Raw genomic sequence first — 21832 nt, forward strand, 5'->3', positions numbered from 1 at the left:
GCGACGGTGGCGGATGCAATGTCCGGCATGGTCACCCAGGGGCGCCCGTCGCGGCGCGATGAGACGAACGCGTACCGCCGGGCTCTGCCACTCGGCGGCCCAGGCCCGCGACCGGACCGTCACCCGGGAGACGCCGCCGCATGAACACGCTGCCCTCGTCACCGGGAGCGGAGCGGACCGGCGGACCCGCCGTCCGGATCGGCGCTCTCGTTCCGCTGACCCGGCCCGGCTGGGTGGAGGCGGGCCACCACCTGCTCGCCGGAGTCGAGTTGGCCGTTCGCGACGTCAATGAGGCCGGCGGAATCACCGGACGCCCACTCGAGCTGGTCGTCCGGGACACCGCGGCCGATCCGCGCAGGGCCGCGGCGGCCGTGGACGAGCTGGCCCGCCTCGGTGCGGCCGCCGTGGCGGGGGAATACCACAGCGTCGCCGCTCGTGCCGCCGCCGCCCGGGCCGACGCTCTCGGCCTGCCGTTCCTCTGCTCGTCGGCGGTTCTCGACGCGCTCACCGAACAGCCGACGGAGTGGGTCGCGCGCCTCGCCCCCGCCCAGTCCCACGGCTGGCGGGTCTACGCGGACTTCCTCCTCGGCGCCGGCCACCGTCGCATCGCCGTGGCGACACAGCCGAGCGTCTACTGGACCTCCGGAACCCGCATCCTGCGGGACCGCCTCGCGCCGCGCGGCGGCACCGTCGTCGAACTCGACGTGAGCGCGCTCGACCCCGCGGCCCTGTGCGACGAGGTCGCCGGCCGTCGCGCGACCGCCCTGCTCCTCCTGACCGGCCACCCGGAGCCGGCGGTGTCGATCGTCCGGTCCGTCCGCCGCGACCCGCGCCTCGCCGCGATCATGATCGGTGCTCCGGCCGGACAACCGGAGTTCGCCGGATGGGCGGCGTCGCTGGGCGTCGACGGCGCCGCCGTCCCCTTCCTGCGCTATCTGCCCGAGCGCCTCACCCCGCTCGGGACGCGAGTGGGGACGCTCCTGCGCGAGCGGCTGGCCGAGGCGCCCTCCTTCGTCGCCTTCGAGGGCTACGACACGGTCGTCGTCCTCGCCGATGTGCTGCGTTCCCACGGCGTGGACCGGGCGCGCACGGCCGGATCCTGGCCGCGCGTGGCGGTCGAGGGCACCCGCGGCCGGATCCGCTTCTCCCGCGCACCGGGCATCGGCGTCTGGCAGTGGACCTGGCCGCCGCTCCAGGTCGTCGACCGGGATCCCGCGGCACCCGACCGCTTCCGGATCCTCCACAGCGGCTGAGGGAGCACGGGGGTCCCCCGGACGGGCCCTCGGCCCGTCCGGAGGGCTCAGACCGGGCCCAGGTCGGCCTGGAACAGGTGGTGGTCCGAGTACGGGGTGGGTCGCACGCGGTGCGCGAGCGGGGCGATGCCGCGCAGGAAGACGTAGTCGAACTTGCTGTGCCAGTCGGTGGTCGGCTCGCAGGTGCCGGCGGCCGAGGGACGGCACCGGGGGTCCGCGTCCGCGGCCAGTGCCCACATCCGGCCGAGTTCGGGAGCGTCCGGCACCGCGTTGAAGTCGCCGAGGACGATCGCCCGGTCGTGACGGGCGACCTCCGCGGCGAGCACCGCGGCCTGCTCCGCCCGGACCGCTTCCTGGCGTCGTTCGGCGAGGTGGGTGTTGAAGACGCGGACGGACCGGCCGCCGACCGTGGTGGTGACCGCCATGTACCCGCGGTCCTCGGATCCGCCGTCGGGGTACTCCACGTCGACGCGGTCGGTCATCGGGGCAGCCGAGAGCACTGCCTGACCGTAGGCTCCGGGGCTCCAGGGCATTCCGCCGCAGCGGCCCCAGTTCCGCAGGACCGTCCCGTACGCGACGTGGTAGACCAGCCCGTAGAGGTTCTCCAGGTGGTCCCGGATCTTCTCGACGTCACGCACACACGCTTCCTGCAGCCCGATGACCTGGGGCGCGTACGTGGCGATCTGCGCCGCCCGGTCGGCGTCGCCCGTGTCGCAGGGGTTGCAGAGGTTCCACGTCATGACACGGTTCGGCACGACGCCCCTGACGGTGTCGGCGGGCAGTGATCTGGCGGAGAGGTCGTCGCCCGGCGCACCGCGGCCGACGAGCGCCACGCAGACCAGCGCCAGGATCGCGGCACCCGCGAGCAACGGCTTGCGGCTTCCGGACACCCTCGCCTCCTCGGTGTGGGGCACGCGCGGCAACAGACGGCCCCGGCAACGAGGTTACGGGACGGGGAACGGTGCCATCGGAGCGGGCCTTCCCCCGATCTCGGCGGGGAAAGGCCCGAGCGTGCACCGGCCGTCGTGCTCCGTGCCCGGTGCGGGCGGCCGTCAGGCCCCAGGCATGGTGCAGGCGGCACGCATGGTGCGGGCGGCACGCATGGTGCGGGCGGCCGTCAGACCCGCTCCTGGCCGGGCGCCGGACGCGGTTCACTCGCCGTCCGGTGACGTCGTGCGGACCGTCCGCCGGGTGATCGCCCGCGCCTCCTGCGTGGCGGCCCAGGAGGCGAGCAGGCGCAGGCCCTCGTCGGAGGGGGAGCCGGGCTCGGCGGTGTAGATGGTGAGGGTGAGGCCGGGTTCGGCGGCCATTTCCAGGCCCTCGTAGGCGAGGATGAGCTCACCGACGGCCGTGTGGTGGAAGCGTTTGGTGCCGGTGCCGTGGTGGCGGACGTTGTGGGCGCCCCAGCGGGTGCGGAACTCGTCGCTGCGGGTGGACAGTTCACCGACCAGGTCGTGCAGGTCCCTGTCGTGGGGATTGCGGCCGGCCTCCGTGCGCAGGATGGCGACGGCGATGTCGGCGGCCTGGTCCCACTCGGGGTAGAAGCGGCGGGAGGCGGGGTCGAGGAAGTTGAACCGGGCGAGGTTCGCCTGGTTGCCGGCCGTGGCGTGGACATCGCTGTAGAGGGCGCGGGCGAGCGGGTTGGCGGCGAGCAGGTCCATGCGGCCGTTGCGGACGAAGGCGGGACCGGTGGTGACGGCGTCCAGGGTCCACTGCAGGCTGCGGTGCGGGGTCCACTGCCGGGCGCTCCGGCGCCGGGGCCGGGCCAGCGCGTCGGAACCGTCGGCGGCCTGCGCCAGACGGAGGAGGTGGGCGCGTTCGGCGTCGTCGAGCATGAGGGCGCGGGCGACGGCTTCGAGGACCGCCGGGGAGGCTCCGGCGAGGTTGCCGCGTTCGAGCTTGGCGTAGTACTCCACGCTCAGGTCGGCGAGCGCGGCGACCTCGCTCCTGCGCAGGCCGGGGACGCGCCGGCGGCTGCCGGAGGGCAGGCCCGCCCGCTCGGGGGTGATCTTGGCTCGCCGCGAGGTGAGGAACTCGCGGACCTCTGCTCGGTTGTCCACGACATCGACGGTACGTCCCGCGCCCGGGCGGAGGGAGGTACTGCCGGTACACCCCTCGACGGTGACTGGCTGAGCGCACCGGGAGCGGGTTACCTGGATGACATGGTGCTTCCCGACCGGCCGTGAAGGCGGGCCGGCGGGCGGCCCGCACCCGGCCACGGGCGACGACGGTTCGCCGCCCGCGGCCGGTCCGTCCCCGTATGCGGCGACGGCCGGTGCACCCCCGTACCGCACGCCTCGGCACGCAAAGGAAACCCCCTCATGCACGGCGCAGTGATCCACGCCCCCCGTGACGTCCGCTTCGAGACCCTGGACGACCCGAAGATCCTCCACCCCACCGACGCGATCATCCGCACGGCCGTCACCTGTGTGTGCGGCTCCGACCTGTGGCCCTACCGGGGCGCCGAGCCGATCGGGGACCCCCACCCGATGGGGCACGAGTACGTCGGCTTCGTCGAGGAGGTCGGAGCCGACGTCACCTCCGTCCGGCCCGGCCAGTTCGTCGTCGGTTCGTTCGCCACGTCGGACAACACCTGCGCGAACTGCCGCAACGGCTTCCCGTCGAACTGCCTGCACCGCGAGTTCATGAGCACCTGCCAGGCCGACCACGTACGCATCCCCAACGCCCAGGGCACCCTGGTCGCCACCGACGAGGTGCCGGACGAGGAGTTCTGGCCCGGCCTGCTGGCCGTCTCCGACGTCATGGGCACCGGCTGGTGGGCCGCCGACGCCGCCGAGGTGAGGCCCGGCTCCACCGCCGTGGTGGTCGGCGACGGCGCGGTCGGCCTGTGCGCGGTGATCGCCGCCAAGGAGAGGGGCGCGGAGCGGATCATCGCGATGAGCCGCCACGAGTCCCGCCAGAAGCTCGCCCGGGAGTTCGGCGCCACCGACATCGTCACCGAGCGCGGCGACGAGGGCGTCGCCCGGATCAAGGAGATGACCGGCGGCATCGGCGCCGACTCGGTGCTGGAGTGCGTCGGCACCGCCGAGGCCATGCGGCAGGCCCTGCACTCCGCCCGGCCGGGCGGCAACGTCGGCTTCGTCGGCGTCCCGCACGAGGTCGCCGTCGACGGGCAGGAGCTGTTCTTCTCCCACGTCGGACTGCGCGGCGGACCCGCCCCCGTACGCCGCTACCTGCCCGACCTGATCGACCGCGTCCTGACCGGCCGTATCGATCCGGGCAAGGTCTTCGACCTCACCCTGCCCCTGGACCAGGTCGCCGAGGGCTACCGGGCGATGGACGAGCGCCGGGCCGTCAAGGTCCTCCTCAAGCCCTGATCCACGCCTCACGTCCTGCCGCCGGGGCGGGCCACCGGCCGGCCCCCGTTGAGCCACCCGTCCGCGACGCACCGGCCTCGTCCGGAGAGAGCGCCGCGAACCGCACCCACGAGTCACCCGGAAGGCCGCGACGGCGCCGACGAAGGCGCCCGGACCGTCCACCGGCCCCGCGGGCGCGGCGCCGGCTCCGCAGCCGGCATCACCTCGTCCGTCGAGGGCGGCCTCGTCGGCCGCCGACCACCCGCAAGCAGCACCGAGAGGCACCCCATGGAATTCGTCAAGCCCCCGTCCACCAGCAAGGCACCGGCCGACTGGTTCACCGGAGACGTGTGGTGGGACGTCATCGTCGCCGGCCAAGAACCGTCCCGGATGCGGGCGAACCTCGTCCGCTTCGCCCCCGGCGCCCGCACCCACTGGCACTCCCACGCCGTGGGCCAGACGCTCCACGTGGTCTCCGGCGTCGCGCTGATCGGTGTCCGCGACGGCACCGTCCTCGAGGCCCACCCCGGTGAGACCGTCGGCTGTCCGCCCGGCGAAGAGCACTGGCACGGCGCCGCCCCCGACCGTTTCATGGAACACCTCGCCCTGTGGGAAGGCACCGGCGACGACACCCCGGAGACCGTATGGGCCGAAGCCGTCGCCGACGAACAGTACGGCGGCACCCGCTTCCGCAGCCGGTAGCCGCCGACCGGCCGTCGACGCCCCTCCCCGCGAACGCGCCGACCGGCGGCGGGCGCCCTCCGCGCCGCGCCCTGTGCCCGCGCCGGCGAACCGCTCGCGCACCTGCCGGGAACCGGAGCCGGTGCCGTGGCGCCGGGCGCCGCCGGCCGTCAGGCTGGTGTCAGGGACGACCGTGGCGCGGGACCACCGGAAGTCGGCCGGGCCCGGCCCGGACGGCGGCGGGCGCTCGTAGGGGTGTCGGCGGTGTCACGACGACAGGCCCGCCTCCACGGCCCGGACGGCCCTGGCCGCCGCGGCGGGCGGGGCCGAGGACGGGGAGGTGGTCGTCGTCCCCGCGACGGGGCGAGCACCCGCCCGGCACGCTTCCGAGTGCCCAGGAGCCCAGGAGCCCACGATGGAGACATCCACCAGCACGTGCGCCACAGCCGGACGGTGTCCGCCGGACTGTTCCGCGGCCCCGCGGGTCCCGCTCCGCGGGCGGGGCTGATGAACGTCGGGGCGGACCTCACGGGGCCCGGCGCCGGGACCGATCCGTCAGCCGGTCCGGGCGGGGCGCCGACCGTTCAGGAGTTGCGTGCCGGGGACGTCTTCACCACGTTGGACACCTCGCCACGGGGGCTGTCGGCGGCCGAGGCACGCACCCGACTGGAGCGGTACGGCGCCAACGAGCTGCCCCGCTCGGGCCGCACCCGGGTGTGGCGGCAGCTGGCGGCACAGTTCACGGACCTGTTCGCGATCGTGCTGCTCGTCGCGTCCGGGATCACCTTCGTCGCGTACGGGCTGGAGCAGCCCCGTGACCTGGGCACCCTGCAGCTGGCCTTCGCCATCCTGGGCGTGGTGGTGCTCAACGCCGTCATCGGTTTCGCCCAGGAGTACTCGGCGGAACGTACGGCGGAGTCGCTGCAGGCGATGGTGCCGCACGCCTGCCGGGCGCTGCGCGACGGTGAGCGGCTGGAGCTGCCGGTGCGCGAGCTGGTGCCGGGGGACGTGGTGTGGGTGGAGGCCGGGGACGCGGTGTCGGCCGACTGCCGGATCGTCGAGGCGCACGAACTGTCCGTGAACAACGCCCCGCTGACCGGGGAGAGCAACGCGGTCGGCCGTACGGCCGAACCGGTGTCGGCCGGACCGCCGCTGGAGGCCCGCAACTGCCTGTTCATGGGGACGGAGGCGGTCGCCGGATCGGGCAGGGCCGTCGTCTTCGCCACCGGCACGGGAACGGAGTTCGGGAAGATCTACCGCCTGGCCGCGGCGGCACCGCGGCAGAAGACGCCGCTGCAGCGGCAGGTCGCCTTGATGGCCCGCCGGGTGGCGGGGGCCGCCCTGGCGATCGGCGCCCTGCTGTTCGCCGTCCGGCTGCCCACCGGCGAGTCCGTGGTGTCCTCGTTCGTCTTCGCGCTCGGTGTCATGGTCGCGCTGGTTCCCGAAGGGCTGCCCGCGACGCTCTCGGTGTCGCTGGCGATCGGCGTGCGGCGCATGGCGCGGCGGCACGCGCTGGTCAAGCGGCTGCTCGCGGTGGAGGCGCTCGGCTCGACGACCGTCATCTGCACCGACAAGACCGGCACGCTCACGCAGGCGGAGATGACCGTCGCGAAGGTGTGGGCCGACGGCTCGCTGCACTCGGTGTCGGGGGTGGGCTACGCGCCCGTCGGCGAGGTGGACGATCCGGCGCCCGTGCGGGAACTGCTGCGCGTGGCGGGGCTGTGCTGCAACGCCCGGCTGGTCCCGCCGGCGGATCTGCGGCACTGGAGGGTGCTCGGCGACACCACCGAGGGAGCGCTGCTGGTCGCGGCGGCCAAGGCCGGGGTCGACCTGGACGCGGCGGAGGCGGCCACGCCACGCGTGACGGAGTTCCCCTTCGACTCCGAGCGCAAGCTGATGACGACGGTGCACCGCAGCGGTGCGGGTCACCACGCGTACGTCAAGGGAGCTCCCGCGGAGCTGCTGGCCCGCTGCACCGCCGTCGAGTGGAAGGGCGAGCGCCGGCCGCTGAACGAGGAGACGCGCGCCGCCGTCGTCGCCGCGGGTGACGACCTCGCGTCCCAGGGACTGCGGGTGCTGGCGGCGGCACGGCGCGAGGTGGCCGGCCCCCGCCCCGCGCGGGAGGAGGCGGAGTCCGGGCTGACGCTGCTCGGTCTGGTCGGCATGCTGGACCCGCCGCGGCCCGAGGTCACGGACGCGGTCGGGGCCTGCCGCCGGGCCGGTATCCGCATCGTCATGGTCACCGGCGACCATCCGCTGACCGCCGAGGCGGTGGCCCGTCGGGTGGGCATCGTGCTCGGGCCGGATCCCGTGGTGGTGACCGGTGCCCGGCTCGACACCCTCGGCGAGGACGCGCTGGACGCGCTGCTGGCCGAGCCGTCGGAGCTGCTGCTGTGCCGGGTCAGCCCGGAGCACAAGATGCGGGTGGTCACCGCCTTCCAGCGGCGGGGTGAGGTGGTGGCGGTCACCGGGGACGGCGCGAACGACGCGCCGGCCCTGAAGCACGGCGACATCGGGGTGGCGATGGGCGCCTCGGGCACGGACGTGGCCCGGGAGGCGGCCTCGATGGTGCTGCTGGACGACTCGTTCGCCTCCATCGCCACGGCGGTGCGGCTGGGCAGGACGGTTTACCAGAACATCCGCAAGTTCTTCGTGTACCTCTTCAGCCACAACATCAGCGAGCTGGTCCCGATCCTGGCCGCGACGTTGGCCGGGTTCCCGCTGGTGCCCATCAGCGCGGTGCAGATCCTGGCGATCGACCTGGGTTCGGACGTGCTTCCGGCCCTCGCGCTGGGCGCGGAACCGCCGGAGCCGGACGTGATGGACCGCCCCCCGCGCTCCCGGCGCGAGCCGCTGTTCTCGGCGGCGGTGGTGGGACGGATCCTGTTCCTCGGCGGCATCCAGGCTCTCGGCGTGTGCGCCGTGTTCTTCTGGCACATCCACTCCGCGGGCATCCCGTTCGACGAGTTCACCAAGGACGATCCGGTCTACCGGGAGGCGATCACCATGGTCCAGGCCGGGATCGTGGTCGGCCAGTTCTTCAACGCGCAGGCGGTGCGCACCGACCGCGAGAGCGTCCTGAAGGCCGGACTGCTGTCGAACCCCGCGCTGCTGGGCGCCGGCGTCGTCGGCATCGCCTTCATGGCCGCGATCAGCTACGTCCCCCTGCTGCAGGCGGTCTTCAACACCGCGCCGCTGGCCGCCGGGGACTGGGCGGTCCTGGCCGGACTGGGAGTGCTGCCGCTGCTGGCGGACGAGGCCCGCAAGGGGTGGCTCCGCCACCACCGTGTCCCCCGGAAAGAAACCCGGAAAGAGGTGGACCGATGAGAGTGATCATCGTGGGCTGTGGACGAGTCGGTTCCACGCTGGCGGTCCAGCTCGCCGCCGAGGGGCACGACGTGCACGTCGTCGACCGGTGCCCCAAGGCGGCCCGGCGACTGCCCGACAGCTCCCGCATCCGCTTCCACGAAGGCAACGGCTACAGCCGGGCCGTGCTGGAGGCGGCCGGCGTCGAGCACGCCGACGCCTTCGTGGCCGTGACCCCCGGGGACAGCAGCAACATCGTCAGCGCGCGGACCGCGAAGGAGACGTACCGGGTGCCGAACGTCCTCGCCCGCGTCTACGACTCCCGCCGCGCGGACATCTACCGCGAGCTCGGCATCCCCACCATCGCCGACGTCCGCTGGACCGTGCACCGGATCCACCGGATGCTGCTGCACCGCCACCTCTCCCCCGACATCAGCTTCGGCAACGGCGAGACCGTGCTCCACCGCTCCGAACTGCCGGCCTATCTGACCGGACGGCGGCTGGCCGAGTTCGACGTCGACGGCGAGATCCGCGTCGTCGAGGTCACCCGTGGCGGTCACTCCCTGGTCCCCTCGCACAGCACCACCGCGCGCCCGGGTGATCTGGTCACCTTCGCCGTCGCCACCACCTCGCTGGGCAGGCTGCGCGGCTTCCTGGACAAGGAGCTGGGGACATGAACGTGATCATCGCCGGGGCCGGACGGCTCGGGACCCAGATCGCGCAGGTGCTCGCCGCCGCCCACAACGAGGTGACGCTGATCGACTCCGACGACGACCGCGTCGCCGAGCTGGAGGGCCGTCTCCCGCTCCGTCTGGTCGCCGGGGACGCCTGCGACCCCGCCCTCCTGGAACACGCGGGTGCCCTCACCGCCGACCTCGTCGTCGCCACCACCGGTGACGACGAGGACAACCTGGTCATCAGCCTGCTCGCCAAGCGCCGGTTCGCCGTGGACCGGGTCGCCGCGCGCGTCAACGACGCCGACAACACCTGGCTGTTCGACCGGCGCTGGGGGGTCGACGTCGTCATGCCCGCCGCGACCCCGCTGATCTCCCTGATCGAGGAGGCCACCGGCGCCACGGACACCGTGGCCCTCCTGCGGCTGAGCAAGGCGGGCGTCGACGTCATCGAGACCGCGATCACGCCGCGGTCCCGCACCGCGGGCCGCACCCTCGCCGAGGTGCCGCTGCCCGACGGCACGGTGATCGCCACCATCATCCGCGACGGCCGGCCCACCGTCCCCACCCCGGCCTTCACCCTCCGGGCCGGCGACGAACTCCTCCTGGTCTCCCACACCGCCACCGAGCAGGAGATCCACGCCGCGTTCCAGTGACGGCCGTGGGCCCTCGCGCGGAGCCGGCACCGGCGGGGCGGGGCGGGGCGGGACACGGCAGGCGCGGGGGTGTCGCGAGCGGCGGCCGCGCGGGCCGACAGACCCCGGGGCGGGGCCGGACTGCCCTCGCGGCGTCGCGCCGGAGCGGCCAGGCTTGTCATGAGCCCAATCCGGCGACTCATCGACACGCCGGAGCGAAGGAGCTGATCGCCATGACACAGCCGGCCGGATTCCCGGACCGCCCGGTCCGGGTGAACGCGCGTGTCGACGCGCCGCTGTCGCGATGGCTGTGGCTCGTGAAGTGGATCCTCGCCGTTCCGCACTACGTGGTGCTCTTCTTCCTCTGGATCGCCTTCTTCGTGGTGACGGTGATCGCGTTCTTCGCCATCCTGTTCACCGAGCGCTACCCCCGCGCCCTGTTCGACTTCAACCTGGGGGTGCTGCGCTGGAACTGGCGGGTGGCCTTCTACGCGTACGACGCGCTGGGCACCGACCGGTACCCGCCGTTCAGCCTGGGCGAGGAACCGGACTACCCGGCCCGGCTGGACATCGCCTACCCCGAGCGGCTGTCCCGCGGCCTGGTGCTGGTCAAGTGGTGGCTGCTCGCCGTCCCGCACTACCTGGTCATCGGATTCTTCGTCGGCGGCGCGCACCTCGGCTGGTGGTCGAGCGGGCTGATCGGCTTGCTGACGCTCGTCGCGGCCGTGATCCTGGCCTTCACCGAGAAGTATCCGAAGGACCTGTTCGACCTGATCATCGGCCTCAACCGGTGGGTGCTGCGCGTCTCCGCCTACGCCGCGCTGATGACGGACGCGTACCCGCCGTTCCGCCTGGACATGGGCGGCCCGGAAACGCCGGCCGCCGAAGAGCGGGCCTGACCGCCGCGCCGAGGGGTGCGTCCTTTCCCGCGGTGCCGCCCGCACGGCCGCTCATCCCTGCCCGGACCGCAGTTCGCGGACCCGGGCGCGGAACACGCGCCAGCGCCTCTCGTTGCCGTGCACGAGCATCGCCGACTCCGCCATCAGATCGGCCGCCCGGTCGAACAGTTCGGAGGCCGCGTACAGGTAGCGGGGGGCATCGCGTTCCCCCGCCAGGTCGGCCCTGAGCGCCGCCGGGGAGAAGTCGACCCGGGCCAGCAGGTCGAGGGCGCGGCGCAGCAGCCGCGCGACCAGGGTCTGCAGTCCCGCCGACTGCCAGTCGTCGGCGATGATCCGGTGCCGCTCCCCCAGCAGGTCGGCCAGCGCCGGGTAGGCGGCCAGGCTCCCCGCGATCTCCCAGGCCTGCTCCATCGCCCGGGCCGGCCAGGCACCGCCCTGCTCGGTGTCGTCGGCGATCGTGCCGACCTCCCTCTTCAGTCTCCGGAGTTCCGCGGGCTCGCCTTCCCCTTCCATGAAGAGGATCCCCGACTCCGCCACGAGCCCGGGGGCGTTCAGGTCCTCGGTGCCGGTGAATCCGATCGTCGACGTCCGCTCACCGGCCTCGGCCTCGCTCCACCGGTCGGCAAGTGACTTCAGCGCGCGAGAGCGCGCCTGGAGCTCCGCGGCCTGCCGCAGTGGCGCCTGTGAGTAGTACTCCTCGTGCTCCCGGTGGAAGCGCGCCAGGTTGTCGATCACGCGCAGCAGTGGGTCCGCAGGGGTACGCCGCGTCTCGTCCTCGGGCATACGGGCAGTCTGTGGCAGCCCTCGCGCACCGGCGCGGGGGCCGCGTCCGTCAGGGCGAGGGCGGCGAGGCCGTTCAGCCCGTCTTCTGCCCGCTCATCCGCTTGCGGGCGCGATAGGCCGCCGCCTTGATCTTGTTGCCGCACGGGTCCATGGCGCACCATTCCCGCCTCGCTCCCCGGGACCGGTCGACGTAGACCTGCGAGCACTCGGGATTGCCGCACTCCTTGAGCAGTGCGGCGTCCGGCCCGCCGAGCACCGCGACGGCGTCCCGGGCGACGGCGGCGAACGCCTGCTCGAGGGTGGCCTCGACATGCCGCCCGGTCGCGCCGAGCTGCGGGACGGGGGTGGGCTTGCGGGCGTACGCGTTCACGAGCGCCAGCGCGTCGCGGTCGTAGGCGGCACCGGCCATCCGCGCCAGGATCAGCCGGTGGACGGCCTCGCGGAGTGCCAGGGCCGCACGCAGATCGGTGGCCTCGCAGGGGATCTCGTGTTCCGCGATCCCGCTCTCGCGGAACCACACGCCGAGGCTTTCGGGCGAGGAGAGGTCCTCACGGGGCTCGGAACGGTGCCGGTAGCGCAGCGTTCCCGCGAAGTCGAGCGCGGGGGTACCTCCGGGGAAAGCGTGCATCATGTCACCATTTTGAACGGTGACGCATCGGGATGCAAGAACCCCCTCCTCCCGAGGCCCGATCAGGGCCGGCTCCTGGTGCGGGCGCGGTGGGAGAGGGCCGTGACCCGGCCGGCGCCCGCGCGGGCCGCCGTACGGCCCAGGCGGCAGGGCCGTACGTCCCCTGGAGGAACGCCGGTCGGCGCGGTGTGATGGAGGAGGACGGAACCGAAGGCGGCGGCCGCGACAGCCGGACGAGGTGTGCCATGGACGACTCCACCAGCCCCACCCCCACCGGGCGGCTGCGCCGCCTGACGGGCGCCGTCCGCCCTCCCCGCTGGGAGCCGGTGCTCCTGGCCGTCACGGCGGTGGCCCTGACGGCCGGTGGCGTCGCCCGGCTCGTCGGCGCCGGCGGTCTCGCGGACCTGTTCTGGGCCCTGGGCACGCTGTCCGCCGTCGTCCCCGCGGTGGGGTGGGTGGTGGCCGCGCTGCGGCACGGGCGTGCCGGCGTCGACCTGATCGCCGTACTCGCCCTGGGCGGCACCCTGGCCGTGGGCGAGTACCTGGCCGGGGCCCTGATCGCGCTGATGCTCGCGACCGGCCGCACCCTCGAAGCCGCCGCCCAGCGGCGCGCCTCCCACGACCTGCGCGCCCTGCTGGAACACGCGCCGCGATCGGCGCACCGGCGGACGGACGCCGGGGTGGACACGGTGCCGCTGGCCGAGGTCGGTGTCGGCGACCTGCTCGTCGTGGGTCCCGGCGAAGTGGTCCCCGTGGACGGCAGGGTGGAGAGCGCCGCCGCCGTCCTCGACGAATCGGTGCTCACCGGTGAGCCCCTCCAGGTCGAACGGCCGCGGGGCGAGACGGTCCGCAGCGGTGTGGTCAACGCGGGCGGTGCCTTCGAACTGCGGGCGACCGCGACCGAGCAGGACAGCACGTACGCGGGCATCGTGCGCCTGGCCCGGCAGGCGGGGGCGGAGTCCGCGCCCGTGGTGCGGCTCGCCGACCGCTACGCGGCCTGGTTCCTCCCCCTGTCCCTGGTGGTGGCGGGGCTCGCCTGGCTGATCAGCGGATCCGCCGTACGGGCGGTCGCGGTGCTGGTGGTCGCCACCCCGTGCCCGCTGCTGCTGGCCGCGCCGGTCGCGATCGTCTCCGGTCTCTCCCGCGCCTCCCGCCTCGGCGTGGTCGTCCGCGACGGCGGCGCCCTGGAGAACCTCGGCCGCGCCCGCACCCTGCTGCTGGACAAGACCGGCACCCTCACCGGCGGCCGCCCCCGGGTGCTGGACGTGACCGCCGCGCCCGGCCGCAAGCCCGCGGAGGTGCTCCGCCTGGCGGCGTCCCTGGACCAGTACTCGCCGCACGTCCTCGCCCACGCCATCGTGGACACGGCCCGGGAGCGCAAGCTGGAACTGTCGGTCCCGGCGGACGTCGACGAGGAACCCGGACGCGGCGCCTCGGGCACGGTGGACGGGCACCGGGTCTCCATCGGCCGTCTCGACGCCTCGGACCTGAAGCCCGCGTGGGCCCGCGCCGTCGACAACCGCGCCCTCCTCGACGGCGCGGCCGTCGCCTGGCTGACCGTCGACGGACAACCGGCCGGCGCCGTCCTGCTGCGCGACCCGGTCCGGCCCGACGCGCCCCGCACCCTGCGCCACCTGCGGGCGGCGGGCATCGAGCGGGTGCTGATGCTCACCGGCGACCGCGCCGAACCCGCCCAGGAGGTCGCCACCGTCCTCGGCCTCGACGACGTGCGCGCCGAGCTCAGCCCGGCCGGCAAGGTCGCCGTCGTGCGCGCCGAACGCGAACGCGCGGTCACCGTGATGGTCGGCGACGGCGTCAACGACGCACCCGCCCTCGCCGCCGCCGACATCGGTGTGGCCATGGGGGCGCGCGGCTCCACCGCCTCCTCCGAGGCGGCCGACATCGTCCTGACCTCCGACCGCGTCGACCGTCTGGCCGACGCCGTCTCCATCGCCGTACGAGCCCGGCGGATCGCCGTGCAGAGCGCGCTGGGCGGCATGCTGATGTCGCTCGCCGCCATGGCCGTGGCCGCGTTCGGCCTTCTCCCGCCCGCCGCCGGCGCGCTGCTCCAGGAGGGCATCGACGTGGCCGTCATCCTCAACGCCCTGCGTGCCCTGCGCGTCGACCGGTCCGCGCGACCGGCCCTGACGCCGACCGCCGAGGCACTCGTCCACCGCTTCGCCGCGGAGCACGACGACCTCCAGGACGTCCTCGAAGCCGTGCGCGACGCCGCCGACCAGCTCTCCGACGGCACCGGCCCCAAGGCGCTCGCGACCGTCGAGGAGACCCACCGGCTGCTCACCGAACGGCTGCTGCCCCACGAGTACGCCGAAGAACACCAGCTCTACCCCGCCCTGGCCCCCGCCCTCGGCGGCCCCGAGGCCACCGCCACCATGAGCCGCGCCCACGCCGAGATCGAACGCCTCTCCCGCCGCATCGCCACCCATCTGCGCCTGGCGCACGCCGACGGCGGCCTCACCCCCGGCCAGCTGGACGACCTGCGCTCCAGCCTGTACGGGCTGAACACCGTCCTGCGCCTGCACTTCACGCAGGAGGAGGAGAACTACTTCTCGCTGGCCCCGTGAGAGCGCGCCCCGGTCCGGGCGGGCGCGTCCGGCCGCCCGGCCCGGCCGGACACCCGCTCTGCGTTCGCGCGACGGCTGAAGGCCCCGACGGGCGTGCGGTCCCGTCCGTCGGGGCTCCGCACGGCGTTCATCGAGCTGTTCGCCTCGCCGGAGGTGGGGACCCACATCGGTGGCGCGCGACCGCGTGACGAGCTGGAGCGTACGGTGCCCGCGGTGCCCGGACGGCGTCCCGGCCCCTTCGTGATCGAACGCGGCGGAGCGACGATCGGCACCGTCGAGCTCAACCGGCGCGCCGCGGAGCGTCGGAGCCACGTCCGTCCGGATGCCGGGGAGGCGGAGTTCGGCTGCCTGCTCCTGCCGGTCGCGTGAGGCCGCTCTTGCCGAACAGGCATACCATGTTGCGTATGACGCAAGACAACGGTGAGCTGGACAGTCTCGTGCGCAGACGCATCCGTGCGCTGCGGCTGGCTCAGGGATGGTCCCTGGAGGACCTGGCCGGTCGCGCCGGACTCAGCCAGTCCACGCTGTCCCGCATCGAGAACGGCGGGCGCCGCCTCGCCCTGGACCAGCTCGTCACCCTCGCCCGCGCCCTGGACACCTCTCTCGACCAGCTCGTCGAGAACGCCGCCGACGACGTGGTCTCCCACCCGACGGTCGACGCGACGCGCGGCCAGATGCGGTGGCCCGTCAAGGCCGAGCCGGGCATGACCGTCGTACGCCGGCGGATGACCGACCCGCCGCCCGACAATCCGTCGCGGATGCGGGCCCACCCCGGCCGCGAATGGCTCGTCGTCCTGTCCGGCACCGCCGTCCTGCTCCTGGGCAACCGGCGCCTGCGTCTCGAGACCAACCAGGCGGCGGAGTTCCCCACGATGCTCCCGCACGCCATCGGCGCGGAGGGCGGACCGTGCGAGATCCTCGGCATCTTCGACCGCGACGCGCGCCGCGGCCACCAACGCGGCGGCGACGCCGACGGGAGGGACCGTCCGGCACCGTGACGGCCCGTCGGCACGACGGTTTGCGCGTTCCGGGCTCCAGCCGGCCATTTTCTTGCGCATTCCGGCACGGAGCGGGTCGCACGCCGATCGTCTGCCTAGCGTGGCCGCATGAATCACCCCACCCCTGACACAGCGCTCCACGGCGCCCACCACGCTCACGGGCACGACACGGGCGACCAGGCGGAGCTCCTCGATCTGGACGCCGAAGTGCTCGCCGAACACACCGCGTCCCTCATCGCCCGGCTCCCCGTCGGGTCCGCCCCTCGCCACATCGTGGACCTGGGCTGCGGCACCGGGGCGGGCACCCTCGCACTGCTGGAGCGCTTCCCGGAGGCCGAGGTGACGGCCGTCGACTCCTCCGCCGTGCACCTGCGCCGGCTGCGGGAGAAGGCGGCCGCCGCCGGAACGGCCGACCACGTCCACGTCGTTCACGCCGACCTCGACGCCGCGAGGTGGCCGGACCTCGGCACGCCGGACCTGGTGTGGGCATCGGCCTCCCTGCACCACATGGCCGACCCCGACCGCACGCTGCGCCAGGTCCACGACCTGCTGTCGCCGGACGGGCTGTTCGCCGTCGTCGAACTGGCCGGCTTCCCCCGGTTCCTGCCCGTGGACGTCCCGGAAGGCGCCCCCGGTCTCGAGGAACGCTGCCATGCCGCACTCGCCCGGCACCACGCGGAGCACGTCCCCCACCGCGGCGCCGACTGGACGGCCAGGCTGACGGGAGCCGGCTTCACCGTCGAGGGCGAACGCACCGTCACGGTCGCCCTCGGCCCGCCCCCGAGCGAGGCGACGGGCCGCTACGCCCGCAGCAGCCTGCGCCGCATGCGCGGCGGCGTCGCGTCCGCCCTGACGGCCGAGGATCTGGCCGTCCTCGACCAACTGCTCGACGACGACAGCCCCGACAGCATCCTGCGCCGCGACGACCTGACCGTGCGCACCGAACGCACGGTGTGGGCGGCACGCCGCACCCGGTGAATTGCCGGCGAAGCGGTGGGGCTGGGGGACCGGTTCCGTCGCCGCGACAGGACGCGCACCCCGCGGGGGCTGCAGGCGTAGGTGTCGGCCTTGTTGCCGTCCACGTCCGGTCGAGGCCCGCGTCCCCACCGGCGGTCGACGTGGCGAACAGGCCGAGGCGGGTCGCTCGGCTTCGCCGATCCGGAGCCGACGGCCTCGGCCCGAACACCCCGTGCGTCGAGCGTCCTCGCCATCTGTACCAGGGCGACCTGCGAGAACGGGAACCGGGAGTGCGTCTTCCCGTCACCGGGCGCCGTCCCGCCGGTACGTTGTCCGTGGCAATCCAGGTGTAGCGTCCTCGACATGGACTTTCGCACCACTGTTGAGCGCGCTCAACGCCTCAAGCAGTTGCACGCCGAGTACAAGCCGCTCGTGCTGCCGACCGTCTGGGACGCCTGGTCCGCGCGGACGGCAGCCGCCGCAGGGTTCCCCGCGTTGACGATCGGCAGTCATCCGCTGGCCGACTCCCGGGGAGCCGACGACCACGAGGGGCAGACCTTCGAGGAGGTGCTCACCGCCGTCAGGCCGATCATCGCGGCGGTCGACGTCCCCGTGTCCGTGGACCTGGAGGCCGGGTACGGACAGGAGCCCGCGGATCTCGTCGCCGGGCTCATCGAGGTCGGCGGCGTCGGTCTCAACGTCGAGGACACCGTCCACTCCGACGGCGGCCGCGTGCGCGGCACGCAGGAGCACGCGAGCTACGTCGCCGGCCTGCGCGCGGCGGCTGACGACGCGGGGGTCCCGGTCTGGGTGAACGGGCGCACCGACCTCTTCCTGCACGCGAAGGACGCTTCCGGCGTCCTCGACGAGGCGATCGAGCGACTGCGGGCCCTGGAGCAGGCCGGCGCCGACAGCGTCTACCCGGTGGGTATTCAGGACGACGACGACCTGCTCACGGCGGTGATCGGCGCCCTCTCCGTTCCCGTCAACTCCACGGCCCATCCCGTCAGGCACGATCGTGAGCGCTTCCGCCGCCTCGGCGTCGGCCGGATCACCTACGGCCCGCTGCTGCAGTTCGCGATGACGGATGCGATGAAGGACATGCTCGGGCCGTGGGCGCCCTGAGGAGCTGATCGAGCGACGGGGCCGGCCGTCGGTGTCCTTCACCTCACGGCGGAAGTGAGGCGTGCGCTTGTCGAACTCGGCTGTGCCGAACGGGGCTTCCCCGGTGCGGTCGTCGGCCTCGACGGACGACAGCGGCCGCCCCGCCTTCGGGGCGATGAGGCCGGTGTGCGCCCACGCACACCCCGCGCCGGGTACTTCCACGTGCCCGTCGCGGGGAGGACGCCCTCCGTCACGTACCGATCCCGTCGGGGCGCCGGCACAGGCAACGCGGCCGCGAAGGCTTCGGCCGGTTCACCGGCCATCACCAGGTGACGGCCGGCTTCGGGCGGGTCGTCGTGACGGCCGTCATCGCGGGCGAGGAACTCGAGCGGCCCGCGCTCCCGGGCAAGGCGCCCGTCTCCTCGGGCCCCGGTCCCACTCGGGTCTTTCGTTTGGATCAGGCCGGATCAGGGAGCGGGACCTGGTGCCGTTCATCGCAAGGCGAAGGAGGGCGCCATGGCGGAGCCCTGGCGACCGACGACAACGCGGCGAGGGACGGTGCCAGGCCCCGCGAGCCCGGCATGATCCAAACGAGAGGCCCTAGGCCCTGTCGTCAAATTCCCGCCTGCCCCGCGGCGCCATGCACGCACTCTCGCCGCACCGGGCCCTGACCCGAGTACGTCCAGTACGAGGATCAGGGCCCGGCACGCCGAGAGCACGCACCTGACGCCGCAGAGCCCGCCCTCCAGGCGGACGGCAGGAATTTGACGACAGGACCTAGGGTCCGGCGGCGGCCGGCCCGTCCTCGGTGAGCAAGCGCACCTCCCGCCCGTCGCGGATGCGGCCGCCGTCGACGGACAGGCCATGCCGTCGTGGATCGTCGGCGCTGACGGCGTGGCAGTTCCTGATCGAGGTCGGACACGATCATCCCTCGCCCTTCCAGGAGGCGAGGCATCGCCCGGTGCCGCGGGCGGCGTGGGGCACTTGGCTCTGCAGTCGGCGAATGGCTCTGCAGTCGGCGAAGTGGAAGGGCGCGCGTGTCGTCGCGGTGGCGTCCGGCGCGCACGAACCGTTCCTGCGCGGGCTCGACGCCGACCGGTTCATCGACCACACCACGAGCCGTCCCGAGGAACTCGTGCGCGACGTCGACCTCGTCGTCGACACCGTCGGCGGCCCCGGCAGCAAACGCCTCCTGCGCACACTCAAGGCCGGCGGCGCCCAATTCCCTGTCCTCCCCGGGGATTTCGGCAAGGAAGAGACCGCGAAGCCGGGCGTCACGGGGGCTGACGCGGGCCGACGGGCTGACGCGGGCCGGACGGGGCATCCGCAACTGCACCAGGAACAGCCCACCCACCGGGAGCCAGCCGTGACCCGACACCTCGCCCTCGCCCGCGCCTGCCGCATCCTCGCCCTCACCGAACTGGCCGCCGCGGCCTGGCTCCTCGTCCACCACGAGTGGCTGCTCGGCATCCTCGTCGCCTGGGCCGCGCCCAGCCTGCTCGCCGCCGACGCGGTATGCCGGTGCGCACACCACCGCGCGCGGGCCGAGGCACAGCGCGCGGCACGGCTGGCGGCCGGCGAGCAGGTCCGGCCGCTCACGCCGTGCTGCCCGTTCTGGAAACACTCCGACGGCCGGGTCCACGGACCGGGCTGCACCCGCCCGCCCCTGCCCCGCCGCGACACCTACCGCCTCGACGACGCCGGCCGCGCCGCGTTCGACGAGATCGTCCGCCACTACAACGACCGGAGCGCGGCCTGACCGGTCCGTCGTCCGCGCCGGGTCGAAGGGGTGGAGGCGGCCTGGTCGTCTCGGGACACGACGTCGGTGGCGCAGGTCGTGGAGGCCGCCGACGAGTGGAGGCCGCCGACGAGAGGAGGCCGCCGACGAGAGGCAGCCGGGCAAGACCATCGCGTGGTGCTGTCCGGACCTCACGGGTCCGTGGTGGAGGGTGCGGGCGGCGGCATCTCCTTCGGTGACAGCTCAGCGTGGATACCGACGGTGTCCTGGCTCGCGGTGAGCGTCGCCCCGTTGCGGCGCAAGGCGCCGAGTGCCGCCGTGTTGTGAGCTTCGGTGTCCGCGACCACGGCCCGTGCACCGGCTCTCGCGGCTTCGCCGAGGAGGACGCGGAGAGTGGCGGTGCCGATTCCGCGGCCGCGATGTGACCGACCGAGCCACATGCCGGTTTCGAGGACGTCGTGGCCGGCGCGGAGAGCCAGACGGGCCGACCCCACGATTCTCCCGTCGTGGGTGATCGCGAACGTGGACTCGCGCAGCGGGCCGGCAAGTCCGGGGCAGCGAGCCCGGTGCCAGGTGCGGAAGGCTTCCTGTCGTTCCGTCGTCCATCCCGGTGGACCGGCCACGGGAGGCATGACCTCTTCGGGCGCTGCGTCCTCGACGGCCACCGCGAGGAGTTCTTCGAGGTTTCCCTCGTCCACCTGCAGCACTTCCACCCGACCGGCCATGCCGCTTCCCCTTCCGCTGAGTGCTGGACACCGGTGGTCGATCCTCACGTGCTGTGCGGTGTCACGCCGGCGGTTTCCCACCGGACGCCTCTCCCGCGGCCGAGCCGGTCGGCAGCCGGCCGGCGCGAGAGCCCCTCCCGCGTTCAGGACGTGCCCTGCAAGGACGGGTAGTCGGTGTATCCGTGGTGGTCACCGCCGTAGAAGGTGGAGGGGTCGGGGGTGTTGTAGGGACCCTGGGCGGCCAGGCGGGCGGGCAGGTCGGGGTTGGCGAGGAACAGCGCGCCGAAGGCGATCAGGTCCGCGGTGCCGTCCTGGACGAGGGTGAGGGCGTCGGGGCCGGTGGGCTCGGGGTGGGTGAGCGGGTTGAGGACGAACATCGAGGGCCAGGTCTTGCGCAGGCGCGTGGTCAGTGCCCGGTCGGCTCCTTCGATCATGTGCAGATAGGCGAGGTTCAGATCGCCGAGCCGGCGGACCAGGGTGGTGTAGGTGTTCTCCACGTCCGCGGCGTCCGTCTCGGCGATGTCGTTGTAGGGGTTGCCGGGCGAGATGCGGAAGCCGGTGCGGTGGCCGCCGATCGCTCCCGCGACGGCGGCGGCCACTTCCAGGCCGAAGCGGACCCGGCCGGTGACGTCGCCGCCCCAGTCGTCGGTGCGCCGGTTGGTGTCGGGTGCGAGGAACTGGTGGATCAGGTAGCCGTTCGCGCCATGGACCTCCACCCCGTCGAAGCCGGCGGCGATCGCGTTGCGTGCCGCGTCGGCGAAGTCGGCGACGGTGCGGGCGATCGCATCGGCGTCCAGTTCGTGCGGGGCGACGAAGTCCATCGGGCCTTGGTGGGTGAACACCTGGCCCTTCGCCGCGACGGGCGAGGGGGCGACGGGGTGCAGACCGTCGGGAAGCAGGCTGGGATGGCCGATGCGGCCGGTGTGCATCAGCTGCGCGAAGATCACCCCGCCCTCGGCGTGGACGGCGTCGGTGACCTTGCGCCAGGCGGCCACCTGGTCCGCGGAGTGCAGGCCCGGCGTGTCGGGGTATCCCTGGCCGACCGGCGAGGGCTGTATGCCTTCGGTGACGATGAGGCCGGCGCTCGCTCGCTGACTGTAGTAGGTCGCCATCAGATCGGTCGCGGTGGCACCGTGCCCGTAGGCCCGGCTGCGGGTCATCGGCGCCATCACGATGCGGTTGGCCAGCGACCGGCCGCCCATCTCGATGGGGGCGAATGCGTTCGTCATGGAAATCTCCCAGCTGTCATGAATGGTGCTGTCATGAATGGTCGGAAAAGAAGAAGAGGCCGAACGCGGCGCGGCCGCACCACGGGCAGTTCTCGTACCGGGCCGAGTCGGCGAGGTCTGCGCCCGTGCGGGGCCGGCGGGCCTGCGGTGCGCCGACGCGCTTATCCGTGCGTTCCTCGACCGCCGCGGCGGTGCGCCACTCGTACGCGGCGTCGAGGCGTCCGCGGAGGGTTCTCGTCGCCCCGGGCGGCGAGGACCGCCCTCGGGGCGCCCTCGCCGTGCGCGGGGATGGAGCGGTGTGCCTGGCGAGCGGGCAGCTC

At 73.7% G+C, this 21832-nt stretch carries 17 protein-coding genes and 2 pseudogenes; 13 read left to right on the plus strand and 6 right to left on the minus strand.

Translation table 11 applies throughout. From position 1 onward, the window contains the following. The first annotated feature begins 140 nt into the window (after positions 1-140). On the plus strand, positions 141-1253 hold the full coding sequence (locus ACH4N1_RS17350) for an ABC transporter substrate-binding protein (RefSeq protein ID WP_398097960.1): 1113 nt from the start codon (positions 141-143) through the stop codon (positions 1251-1253). A 47-nt stretch (positions 1254-1300) separates the two neighbouring features. Here ACH4N1_RS17350 and ACH4N1_RS17355 read toward each other — a convergent pair whose 3' ends face one another. Next, complete coding sequence (locus ACH4N1_RS17355; protein WP_398097962.1) at positions 1301-2143, minus strand: endonuclease/exonuclease/phosphatase family protein; 843 nt, start codon at positions 2141-2143, stop codon at positions 1301-1303. 261 nt (positions 2144-2404) lie between these two features. Further along, positions 2405-3313: a helix-turn-helix transcriptional regulator gene (locus tag ACH4N1_RS17360; RefSeq protein WP_398097963.1), complete on the minus strand. Its 909-nt coding sequence runs from the start codon at positions 3311-3313 to the stop codon at positions 2405-2407. Between the two features lie 261 nt (positions 3314-3574). Between ACH4N1_RS17360 and ACH4N1_RS17365 the strand changes: the two genes are divergently transcribed. The 6 genes from ACH4N1_RS17365 (at position 3575) to ACH4N1_RS17390 (ending at position 10765) form a co-directional block, all read left to right on the plus strand. Continuing rightward, positions 3575-4591 carry a zinc-dependent alcohol dehydrogenase family protein gene (locus ACH4N1_RS17365; RefSeq protein WP_398097965.1) on the plus strand — a complete coding sequence of 339 codons (1017 nt, stop codon included), beginning with the start codon at positions 3575-3577 and terminating at the stop codon, positions 4589-4591. Positions 4592-4858: 267 nt separating this feature from the next. Continuing rightward, positions 4859-5272 carry a cupin domain-containing protein gene (locus ACH4N1_RS17370; RefSeq protein ID WP_398097966.1) on the plus strand — a complete coding sequence of 138 codons (414 nt, stop codon included), beginning with the start codon at positions 4859-4861 and terminating at the stop codon, positions 5270-5272. 570 nt (positions 5273-5842) lie between these two features. After that, positions 5843-8578, plus strand: a complete 2736-nt coding sequence (locus ACH4N1_RS17375; protein WP_398097967.1) for a cation-translocating P-type ATPase — start codon at positions 5843-5845, stop codon at positions 8576-8578. After that, positions 8575-9234: a potassium channel family protein gene (locus tag ACH4N1_RS17380; protein WP_398097968.1), complete on the plus strand. Its 660-nt coding sequence runs from the start codon at positions 8575-8577 to the stop codon at positions 9232-9234. The genes ACH4N1_RS17375 and ACH4N1_RS17380 overlap by 4 nt, the downstream gene beginning before the upstream one ends. Then, a complete protein-coding gene (locus ACH4N1_RS17385; protein ID WP_398097969.1) occupies positions 9231-9887 on the plus strand; it encodes a potassium channel family protein in 657 nt (218 codons plus the stop codon). Before ACH4N1_RS17380 ends, ACH4N1_RS17385 begins: the two co-directional genes overlap by 4 nt. Positions 9888-10099: 212 nt before the next feature. Next, the gene (locus ACH4N1_RS17390; protein ID WP_398097971.1) at positions 10100-10765 is read left to right on the plus strand and encodes a DUF4389 domain-containing protein; all 666 of its coding nucleotides are present in this window, start codon (positions 10100-10102) and stop codon (positions 10763-10765) included. Positions 10766-10816: 51 nt separating this feature from the next. On the opposite strand, the gene ACH4N1_RS17395 is transcribed toward ACH4N1_RS17390, so the two are convergent. Both ACH4N1_RS17395 and ACH4N1_RS17400 read right to left on the minus strand, forming a co-directional pair. Further along, positions 10817-11548 carry a hypothetical protein gene (locus ACH4N1_RS17395; protein ID WP_398097972.1) on the minus strand — a complete coding sequence of 244 codons (732 nt, stop codon included), beginning with the start codon at positions 11546-11548 and terminating at the stop codon, positions 10817-10819. A gap of 73 nt (positions 11549-11621) precedes the next feature. After that, positions 11622-12179, minus strand: a complete 558-nt coding sequence (locus tag ACH4N1_RS17400; RefSeq protein WP_398097973.1) for a CGNR zinc finger domain-containing protein — start codon at positions 12177-12179, stop codon at positions 11622-11624. 242 nt (positions 12180-12421) lie between these two features. Here ACH4N1_RS17400 and ACH4N1_RS17405 point away from each other — a divergent pair, with 242 nt between their 5' ends. From ACH4N1_RS17405 to ACH4N1_RS17430, 6 genes and pseudogenes are all read left to right on the plus strand, one after another. Beyond that, a complete protein-coding gene (locus ACH4N1_RS17405; protein WP_398097975.1) occupies positions 12422-14761 on the plus strand; it encodes a heavy metal translocating P-type ATPase in 2340 nt (779 codons plus the stop codon). Between the two features lie 117 nt (positions 14762-14878). Continuing rightward, a pseudogene (locus tag ACH4N1_RS17410) lies at positions 14879-15127 on the plus strand (GNAT family N-acetyltransferase); the annotation flags it as partial. A 38-nt stretch (positions 15128-15165) separates the two neighbouring features. Next, entirely contained in the window at positions 15166-15759 is a 594-nt protein-coding gene (locus ACH4N1_RS17415; protein WP_398097976.1) for a helix-turn-helix domain-containing protein, read from the plus strand. Between the two features lie 108 nt (positions 15760-15867). Continuing rightward, positions 15868-16737: a class I SAM-dependent methyltransferase gene (locus tag ACH4N1_RS17420; RefSeq protein ID WP_398097978.1), complete on the plus strand. Its 870-nt coding sequence runs from the start codon at positions 15868-15870 to the stop codon at positions 16735-16737. Positions 16738-17079: 342 nt separating this feature from the next. Further along, positions 17080-17841, plus strand: coding sequence for an isocitrate lyase/phosphoenolpyruvate mutase family protein (locus tag ACH4N1_RS17425; protein WP_398097980.1), 762 nt, complete (start codon positions 17080-17082; stop codon positions 17839-17841). 859 nt (positions 17842-18700) lie between these two features. Then, a pseudogene (locus ACH4N1_RS17430) lies at positions 18701-19099 on the plus strand (zinc-binding dehydrogenase); the annotation flags it as partial. A 650-nt stretch (positions 19100-19749) separates the two neighbouring features. On the opposite strand, the gene ACH4N1_RS17435 reads toward ACH4N1_RS17430, so the two are convergent. Both ACH4N1_RS17435 and ACH4N1_RS17440 read right to left on the minus strand, forming a co-directional pair. Next, entirely contained in the window at positions 19750-20283 is a 534-nt protein-coding gene (locus tag ACH4N1_RS17435; RefSeq protein WP_398097981.1) for a GNAT family N-acetyltransferase, read from the minus strand. 143 nt (positions 20284-20426) lie between these two features. After that, positions 20427-21512, minus strand: a complete 1086-nt coding sequence (locus ACH4N1_RS17440; protein ID WP_398097983.1) for an alkene reductase — start codon at positions 21510-21512, stop codon at positions 20427-20429. Positions 21513-21832: the final 320 nt, after the last annotated feature.

Source organism: Streptomyces sp. NPDC017202, assembly GCF_044331705.1.
In the GTDB taxonomy this organism is placed as follows: Bacteria; Actinomycetota; Actinomycetes; order Streptomycetales; family Streptomycetaceae; genus Streptomyces.

Coding starts and splice junctions, on each gene's coding strand:
- ACH4N1_RS17395 (WP_398097972.1), bottom strand. CDS start 11,548: ATGCCCGAGGACGAGACGCGGCGTACCCCTGCGGACCCACTGCTGCGC.
- ACH4N1_RS17425 (WP_398097980.1), top strand. CDS start 17,080: ATGGACTTTCGCACCACTGTTGAGCGCGCTCAACGCCTCAAGCAGTTG.
- ACH4N1_RS17385 (WP_398097969.1), top strand. CDS start 9,231: ATGAACGTGATCATCGCCGGGGCCGGACGGCTCGGGACCCAGATCGCG.
- ACH4N1_RS17440 (WP_398097983.1), bottom strand. CDS start 21,512: ATGACGAACGCATTCGCCCCCATCGAGATGGGCGGCCGGTCGCTGGCC.
- ACH4N1_RS17370 (WP_398097966.1), top strand. CDS start 4,859: ATGGAATTCGTCAAGCCCCCGTCCACCAGCAAGGCACCGGCCGACTGG.
- ACH4N1_RS17435 (WP_398097981.1), bottom strand. CDS start 20,283: ATGGCCGGTCGGGTGGAAGTGCTGCAGGTGGACGAGGGAAACCTCGAA.
- ACH4N1_RS17400 (WP_398097973.1), bottom strand. CDS start 12,179: ATGATGCACGCTTTCCCCGGAGGTACCCCCGCGCTCGACTTCGCGGGA.
- ACH4N1_RS17415 (WP_398097976.1), top strand. CDS start 15,166: ATGACGCAAGACAACGGTGAGCTGGACAGTCTCGTGCGCAGACGCATC.
- ACH4N1_RS17405 (WP_398097975.1), top strand. CDS start 12,422: ATGGACGACTCCACCAGCCCCACCCCCACCGGGCGGCTGCGCCGCCTG.
- ACH4N1_RS17365 (WP_398097965.1), top strand. CDS start 3,575: ATGCACGGCGCAGTGATCCACGCCCCCCGTGACGTCCGCTTCGAGACC.
- ACH4N1_RS17390 (WP_398097971.1), top strand. CDS start 10,100: ATGACACAGCCGGCCGGATTCCCGGACCGCCCGGTCCGGGTGAACGCG.
- ACH4N1_RS17420 (WP_398097978.1), top strand. CDS start 15,868: ATGAATCACCCCACCCCTGACACAGCGCTCCACGGCGCCCACCACGCT.
- ACH4N1_RS17350 (WP_398097960.1), top strand. CDS start 141: ATGAACACGCTGCCCTCGTCACCGGGAGCGGAGCGGACCGGCGGACCC.
- ACH4N1_RS17380 (WP_398097968.1), top strand. CDS start 8,575: ATGAGAGTGATCATCGTGGGCTGTGGACGAGTCGGTTCCACGCTGGCG.